The sequence below is a fragment of the Actinomyces sp. HMSC08A09 genome (genome assembly GCF_001807465.1).
GTDB lineage: Bacteria > Actinomycetota > Actinomycetes > Actinomycetales > Actinomycetaceae > Actinomyces > Actinomyces oris.
Genome location: NZ_KV789133.1, coordinates 168,908 through 175,545 on the forward strand (window position 1 = coordinate 168,908; position 6,638 = coordinate 175,545).

Annotated in this window: 8 protein-coding genes and 1 pseudogene; 8 read left to right on the forward strand and 1 reads right to left on the reverse strand. The window is 67.9% G+C overall.

The window, feature by feature from the left end; all coding sequences use genetic code 11:
* Positions 1 to 7 precede the first annotated feature (7 nt).
* Positions 8 to 808 carry a YggS family pyridoxal phosphate-dependent enzyme gene (locus HMPREF3165_RS08995; protein ID WP_070512716.1) on the reverse strand — a complete coding sequence of 267 codons (801 nt, stop codon included), beginning with the start codon at positions 806 to 808 and terminating at the stop codon, positions 8 to 10.
* Positions 809 to 868: 60 nt separating this feature from the next.
* Between HMPREF3165_RS08995 and HMPREF3165_RS09000 the strand changes: the two genes are divergently transcribed.
* The 8 genes and pseudogenes from HMPREF3165_RS09000 to HMPREF3165_RS12945 all read left to right on the forward strand — a co-directional run.
* Positions 869 to 1,681, forward strand: a complete 813-nt coding sequence (locus HMPREF3165_RS09000) for a 16S rRNA (uracil(1498)-N(3))-methyltransferase (RefSeq protein ID WP_070512623.1) — start codon at positions 869 to 871, stop codon at positions 1,679 to 1,681.
* 86 nt (positions 1,682 to 1,767) lie between these two features.
* Entirely contained in the window at positions 1,768 to 1,992 is a 225-nt protein-coding gene (locus HMPREF3165_RS09005; protein WP_004565104.1) for a hypothetical protein, read from the forward strand.
* Entirely contained in the window at positions 1,983 to 2,327 is a 345-nt protein-coding gene (locus tag HMPREF3165_RS09010; protein WP_256275241.1) for a type II toxin-antitoxin system PemK/MazF family toxin, read from the forward strand. Before HMPREF3165_RS09005 ends, HMPREF3165_RS09010 begins: the two co-directional genes overlap by 10 nt.
* Before the next feature lie 147 nt (positions 2,328 to 2,474).
* Positions 2,475 to 3,092, forward strand: coding sequence for a TetR/AcrR family transcriptional regulator (locus tag HMPREF3165_RS09015; RefSeq protein WP_070512631.1), 618 nt, complete (start codon positions 2,475 to 2,477; stop codon positions 3,090 to 3,092).
* A 208-nt stretch (positions 3,093 to 3,300) separates the two neighbouring features.
* A complete protein-coding gene (locus tag HMPREF3165_RS09020; protein WP_176747032.1) occupies positions 3,301 to 4,116 on the forward strand; it encodes an ABC transporter ATP-binding protein in 816 nt (271 codons plus the stop codon).
* A gap of 17 nt (positions 4,117 to 4,133) precedes the next feature.
* Entirely contained in the window at positions 4,134 to 4,880 is a 747-nt protein-coding gene (locus HMPREF3165_RS09025) for an ABC transporter permease (RefSeq protein WP_070512633.1), read from the forward strand.
* Between the two features lie 86 nt (positions 4,881 to 4,966).
* A complete protein-coding gene (locus tag HMPREF3165_RS09030) occupies positions 4,967 to 5,836 on the forward strand; it encodes an EamA family transporter (RefSeq protein ID WP_070512636.1) in 870 nt (289 codons plus the stop codon).
* A gap of 334 nt (positions 5,837 to 6,170) precedes the next feature.
* Positions 6,171 to 6,599 (forward strand): annotated as a pseudogene (locus HMPREF3165_RS12945) (EamA family transporter); the annotation flags it as partial.
* Between the last annotated feature and the right edge of the window lie 39 nt (positions 6,600 to 6,638).

The following is a 6,638-nucleotide window of genomic DNA, read 5'->3' on the forward strand; positions in this document are numbered from 1 at the left end:
CCCGTAGCTAAGCGGTCTGAGGCGTCTCGGGCCAGTAGTGGGAGTCGGGGGTGGCCCGGGCCCCGAAGATCGCCTGGCCGACCCGCACGCAGGTGGAGCCGCCCTCGATGGCGGCCTCGAAGTCCCCGCTCATTCCCATCGACAGCAGTCCGTCGCCGACGGTGCCCGCTTCGAGGGCGGCATCGCGCAGCCGGCGCATGACGCTGAAGCACTCGCGCACCCGTGCCTCGTCACTGGTGTTGGCGGCCAGGGTCATGAGCCCACGCACCCGCAGCGAGGAGTAAACCGGTAGCGCTGCGAGGAAGCCTGCGACGTCTTCGGGCTCCAGCCCGAACTTACTGGGCTCGCCCGAGGAGTTGACCTGCACGTAGACGTCCAGGCCCCGCCCGGCCGCCTGGAGGCGCCGGTCAAGGGTCTCGGCCAGGCGCAGGGAGTCCAGGGCCTGGAACTCGTCAGCGAAGGCGGCCACGTTCTTGGCCTTGTTCGTCTGCAGGTGGCCGATGACCGACCAGGAAATGCCCAGGTCCGCCAGGTTCTCACTCTTGCGCTGGGCCTCCTGGACCTTGTTCTCACCCATCTGGGTGATGCCCGCGGCGAAGGCGGTGCGCAGGCGCTCCTCGGGGACGGTCTTGGTCACCGGCAGCAGACGGATCTCGGCGGCGTCGCGGCCGGCGCGCTTCGCGGCGGTGTCAATCCGGGCGCGGATGGCGGCCAGGTTGCGGCGGAAGTCTTCCACCGTGACGGCGGTGGTGTAGGCGGGGGATGGGGACGACTGAGGGGACTGGGCGGCGGCTGAAGGCTCGGTCATGGTCACTGACGCTAGCACCGCCGGCGGACACCGGTTCGATACGGCCCGTAGGCTGGAGCCGTGACCGCACCCGTCTTCCTCTTCACGCCCGAGACCATCGAGCCCGCCGACGCCGTCGCCTCGGCCGCCTTCGGCACCGTCCTCATGCTCACGGGACCCGAGGCCCGCCATGCCGTGACCGTCAAGCGCCTGCGTGCCCAGGAGCGCGTGGACCTCGTTGACGGCGCGGGCCTGCGTCTGGTCTGCGAGGTGACCGGGGCCGGTGTCGGAGGCGCCAAGGACCGTCTGGCCGTGCGGGTCCTGGAGCGCGTTGAGGAGCCCGAGCCGCCGCTGCGGCTGACCCTCGTTCAGGCCCTGGCCAAGGGCGGGCGCGACGAGCAGGCCGTGGAGACCGCCACCGAGGTCGGGGTGGGGCTGGTGCTGCCCTGGCAGTCCGAGCGCTGCGTGTCCGTGTGGCAGGGCGCCAAGCAGGCCAAGGGACGCCAGCGCTGGCAGGCCACCGCCCTCCAGGCCGCCAAGCAGGCCCGGCGGGCCCGCGTCCCCGAGGTCGAGGAGGTGCGGGACACCCGCAGACTGGCCGACTGGGTGGGGCAGACGGTTCGCGGCGGGGGAGTGGTGCTGGTCCTGCACGAGGAGGCCAGCACCCCGATCAGCACCGCGATGGAGTCGGTGCGTCTGCCGGGGCCGGGAGAGGCGCCGCTGGCGCTGGCCGTCGTCGTGGGGCCCGAGGGCGGTATCAGCCCCGAGGAGACGGCGGCCCTCGAGGCCGCCGGGGCGACGACGGTGCGACTGGGCCCCCACGTCATGCGCACCGCCTCAGCCGGCCCCGTCGCCCTGGCCGTCCTCGCCCACGCCAGCGGCCTGTGGGAGTGAGACACGCGAGTGCGTTGCTCGAGTCCCGGCCAAGAAATGGAATGAGCTGCCTTCACAAGGGTATGACCGTCATACATACTGTGAGTATGAGCAGCATGACGACGATCAAGGTGGAGCGCAGCACGAGGGACGGCTTGCGGGCCCTGGCGTCAGAGCGCGGGGTGACCATGGATGCCGCGCTCAAGGAGCTGCTCGAGGAGGCGGCACGTGAGCGGCGCTTCGCCGAGGTGCGGCGTGCGATGGAGGCTCACCCACCGGACGAGACCTATCTCAAGGAGCTCCGTGAGTGGGAGTCGGAAGCATGGAGCTAGCAGCCCCGGTTGAGCCGGGCGAGGTGTGGTGGGCACTTCCCGATCCTGCTGTCGGGCGAGAGCAATCCGGGCGTCGTCCGGTCCTCATTGTGTCCGATGAACGATTCCATCGAACGGTGACGTCGCTTGTCGTCGTGGTTCCCGTGACAACGAAGGATCGGGGCTGGCCGAATCACGTGGAGCTCAATGCGGGAGTAGGGATGGAACAGCGATCGTTTGCCATGACCGAACAGGTGCGCACGATCTCGCGTCAGCGTCTCACCAAGAAGATCGGAGTCGTGGAGAGAGTTGTCCTTCGGAACGTGCGTGAATGGCTGGTCGACTACATCAGATAGGGATCGCCGAGAGGTTGCAGGAACAATGAAACTGGCGGCACCTGCCTGCGTCCGGAGGGTCGCGCGGCGGTTGGGAGGCGTAGCGCGGCTGCTTCCCAACGGAGCGGCTTGCGGGCATGCTCTGACCATGAGCGAGACGAGTGAGCGATGAGCCCGCGGGGGCGGCGGCCGGCGGGGAGCCCGGACACGCGTGAGGCCATCCTGGCGGCGGCCCGCACCGCCTTCGCCCGCGACGGATACCAGACCTCCCTGCGTGGTATCGCGCGCGATGCCGGCGTCGACCCGGCCCTGGTCCACCACTACTTCCCGGACCGGGCCACGCTCTTCGCCAAGGCCGTCATTGAGTCGACCGCCGGGGTCGATGCCAACCTCATGCACCGGGCGGCCTCCATCACCGAGCTCGAGCCCGAGCAGCTGGGGGAGGGGATCGTGCGCGCCGTCGTTAGTCTGTGGGACGAGGCGGGCGCGGACCGCTTCACGGCGGTCATTCATGCCGCGCTCGGCCAGGGCAGTGACGTCGAGCCCTTCCGAGACTTCATCGCCACCGGGGTTCTCTCGCCGATCGTCACCCACTTCTGCCCCGACCGCCCCGAGCTGCGTGCCCAGCTCATCGCCAGCCAGATCATCGGACTCGGCCTGGCCCGCTGGGTCGCCCGCATGGACCACATCGCCGCCCTCGACGCCGAAGCCCTGGTTGCGCTCGTCGGCCCCACTATCCAGCGCTACGCCTTCGACGACCTGCCCGACGTCACTGATCCCGCCTGATCACTGAGATCGGCTCGGTCTCTGAGCCGAGTTTTGTCCGTTTGGGACGGCTTTGAAGCTGTGATTCTGGCCTGGGGCTCAGCTAAACCACCCTGACCTGCACGGATGGGAACCGCTCTGGCTGAAGGGGTATTCAAAGTCGTCCCATCTGGACAGTTTCCAGCCCCAGGCTCTGGACAGGGGGTCGCCGTCAACCTATATTCATCACATGATGAAAAGCGATGAAGGAGACGCGCCCCGGGAGTCGGGGGCCAGCAACCAATCGCACGACTCCAGTCGAGACATCACGGCCTCTGCCTCCTCGGCGCAGCCGGCCGTCACCGCGACGGACCTGCGCGTGAGTCGCGGGCGCAAGGAGATCCTCCACGGCCTGGACCTGAATCTGGCGCCCGGCACCATCACCGGCCTGCTCGGCCCCTCGGGCTGCGGCAAGACCACCCTCATGCGCACCGTCGTTGGGGTTCAGCGCTACCGCGGACAGATTGAGGTCCTCGGGCACGCCCCCGGCGCCGCCGCCGTGCGCGGCCGGGTCGGCTACGTCACCCAGGACCAGGCCGTCTACAGAGACCTGACCGCCCGCCAGAACCTGCGCTACTTCGCCTCCCTGGCCGGCAGTCGGGCCCGCGACCTGGATGAGGTCCTCGACGTCGTCGGGCTGACCGCTCTGGCCGACCGGCCGGTGTCCACCTACTCCGGCGGCGAGGCCGGGCGCGTGAGCCTGGCCTGCGCGCTCGTGGCTGACCCCGACCTGCTCGTCATGGATGAGCCGACCGTCGGTCTGGACCCGGTCACCCGCGAGGAGCTGTGGACCACCTTCCACGCCCTGGCCGAGCGCGGCGCCACCCTCCTGGTCTCCAGTCACGTCATGGACGAGGCCTTCCGCTGCGACCAGGTCCTCCTCATGCGCCAGGGCCGCATCCTGGCCACCACCACGGCCAAGGACCTCCTGGCCAGCACCGGGGCGGACACGGTCGACGCCGCCTTCCTAGCCGTCATCGCCGACTCCGAGAACCAGACTGAGTAGAAAGGAGGGCAGCGCTGATGCACCTGCGCACCTACCTGGCCACCACCCGCCGCATCCTCACCCAGCTGCGCGCCGATAGGCGAACGGTCGGTCTCATCGCGATCGTGCCCGCCGCGCTGCTGACCCTGCTGTACTTCGTCTACCGCGACTATCCCGGCGCGGACCTGATCTTCAACCACATCGCCGTTTCCATGATGGCGATCCTGCCGACGACGGTCATGTTCCTGGTCACCAGCGTCGCCATGCTGCGCGAGCGCGTGAGTGGTACCTTGGAGCGGTTGTGGACCACTCCGATCCACAGGGCTGACCTCCTGTTCGGCTACGCCACCGCCTTTGCGCTGACCGCTGTCATCCAGTCCCTCATCCTGTGCGCTGTGGCCGCCTGGGGGCTGGACGTGGACATCTCCGCCGCCTGGGGGTGGGTGGTGCTCACCGCACTGATCGACGCCTTCGTCGGGGTGTCCCTGGGGCTGCTGGTCTCGGCCTTCGCGCGCACCGAGTTCCAGGCCGTCCAGTTCATGCCGGTGGTCATCGCGCCCCAGCTGTTCCTGTGCGGGCTCCTGGTCAGCCGCGACCAGCTGCCGCGCGCCTTGGAGGTGGTGGGTGACGCTCTGCCCATGAGCTGGGCGGTCGACGCCGTCACCGAGCTCACCACGGCCAGCGAGCCCTCCGACGATTTCTTCCGATACCTGGCCTACCTGATCTGCTTCGGCCTGGTGGTCCTGGGGGTGGCGGCCTCCACCGTGCCGCGCAAGACCCGCTGAACCGGGAGGAGCCAGCAACGGTGGGGGCGAGGGCGAGGACTGTCGCGCCCGCCGCGCGGTAGTGCAGGTGGGGTTAGGGTTGCCTTATGTGGATTGTCTTCGCCTGCGGATCAGCGCTTTTTGCCGGCATCACCGCCGTCCTGGCCAAGGAGGGGATCCGCACCACCGACTCGACCGTGGCGACGGCGCTGCGCACTGTCGTGGTGCTGGCGGGCGCCTGGGGCATGGTGTTCATCGTCGGATCACAGGCCGAGTTGGCCCACCTCGATGCCCGCAGCACCGGGCTGCTGGTGCTGTCAGGGGTGGCGACCGGGGCCTCCTGGCTGTGCTACTTCAAGGCGCTCCAGCTCGGCAGCGTCAGCAAGGTGGTGCCGATCGACAAGCTGAGCACGGTGCTGACAGTGCTACTGGCCCTCATCTTCCTGGGGGAGAGGGTGAGCCTCATCGGGGCGCTCGGGATTGTGCTCATTGCGGCCGGGACACTGTTGATGCTCGACGCCGATGACCTGCGTGGCCTGCCCCGGGCCGTGCGCGACGGCGGGGGCTGGCTGCTCTACGCGCTCGGCTCAGCCTTTTTCGCTGCGCTCACCGCGATCCTCGGTAAGGCAGGCATCACCGGGGTGGAGTCCAACCTCGGTACCGCGATCCGCACCGGGGTGGTCCTGGTGATGGCCTGGGTGATGGTGGCCGTCACCGGCAAGCTGCGGGAAGTCCGCAGCGTTCCGCGTGGTGAGCTCGGCTTTGTCCTGGCCTCCGGGGCTGCGACGTGTGCCTCCTGGCTCTGCTACTACCGGGCACTTCAGGACGGCCCGGCCAGCGTGGTCGTCCCCATCGACAAGCTGAGCGTCCTGGTCACCGTCCTCTTCTCCGCCCTCGTCCTGCGAGAGGCCGTCAACAGGCGGTACCTCGTCGGGTTGGCGCTCCTCGTCGGTGGGACTATCGCGATGGTGCTCTAAGCGTTGCTCACCGCGAGGCTTGGTGTCAGATGTACTTGGAGCGCTGGATAGGACGTTCGTACTTGGTGCCTCCACTTGGTGTCTTAGTGCTCCAGCTCGGCGGTCTAGTGCCTCGCTTGGTGCCCTGACAAGCCGACTTAGTGACTCGACTTAGTGATCCGACTTGGTGACTTAGTGACCCAACTTAGTGATATGAACGTTGACTTAGTGAGTCGACGTAGTCAGCGATCTGGGCGACCCCCATCTCTGGGAGCCTCCTCATGCGGTCGACGAGAACACCGAGGCATGGCGGGCGCGGTGGCCAGCGTCAGTAGTGAGACGATGACGGCGCCGGCTGCTCTGTGTACTCGGTTCACTTTTCTTCGCTGCGCTCACCGTGATCCTCGGTAAGGCCGGCATCACGGGTGTGGAGTTCAACCTCGGTACCGTTATCCGCACCGGGGTGGTTCTAGTAATGGCCTGGGTGGTGGTTGCTGCTACCAGGAAACTCCGGGACGTTCGTGCGATCCAGCATGGTGAGCCGGGCGTTGTCCCGGATTCTAGGGTGATTAACTGTGTCTCTTGGCTCGACGACTACCGGGCGCTCCAGGACAGCCCGGCCTGCGTGGTCGCCCCCATCGACAAGCTGAGCGTCCTGGTCATCGTCCTCTTCTCCGCGCTCGTCCTGCGGGAGGCTGTCAGCCCTGACTCCTGGCGCCTTAGTGTCCTGCGGGTCTGTAGGGATTTGAGGATTTCGGCTGCGGTCTGGGTGAGCTGGGGCTGAGCAGTGATTTGGTGGCCGTTGAGGTTGATGGTGACCTCC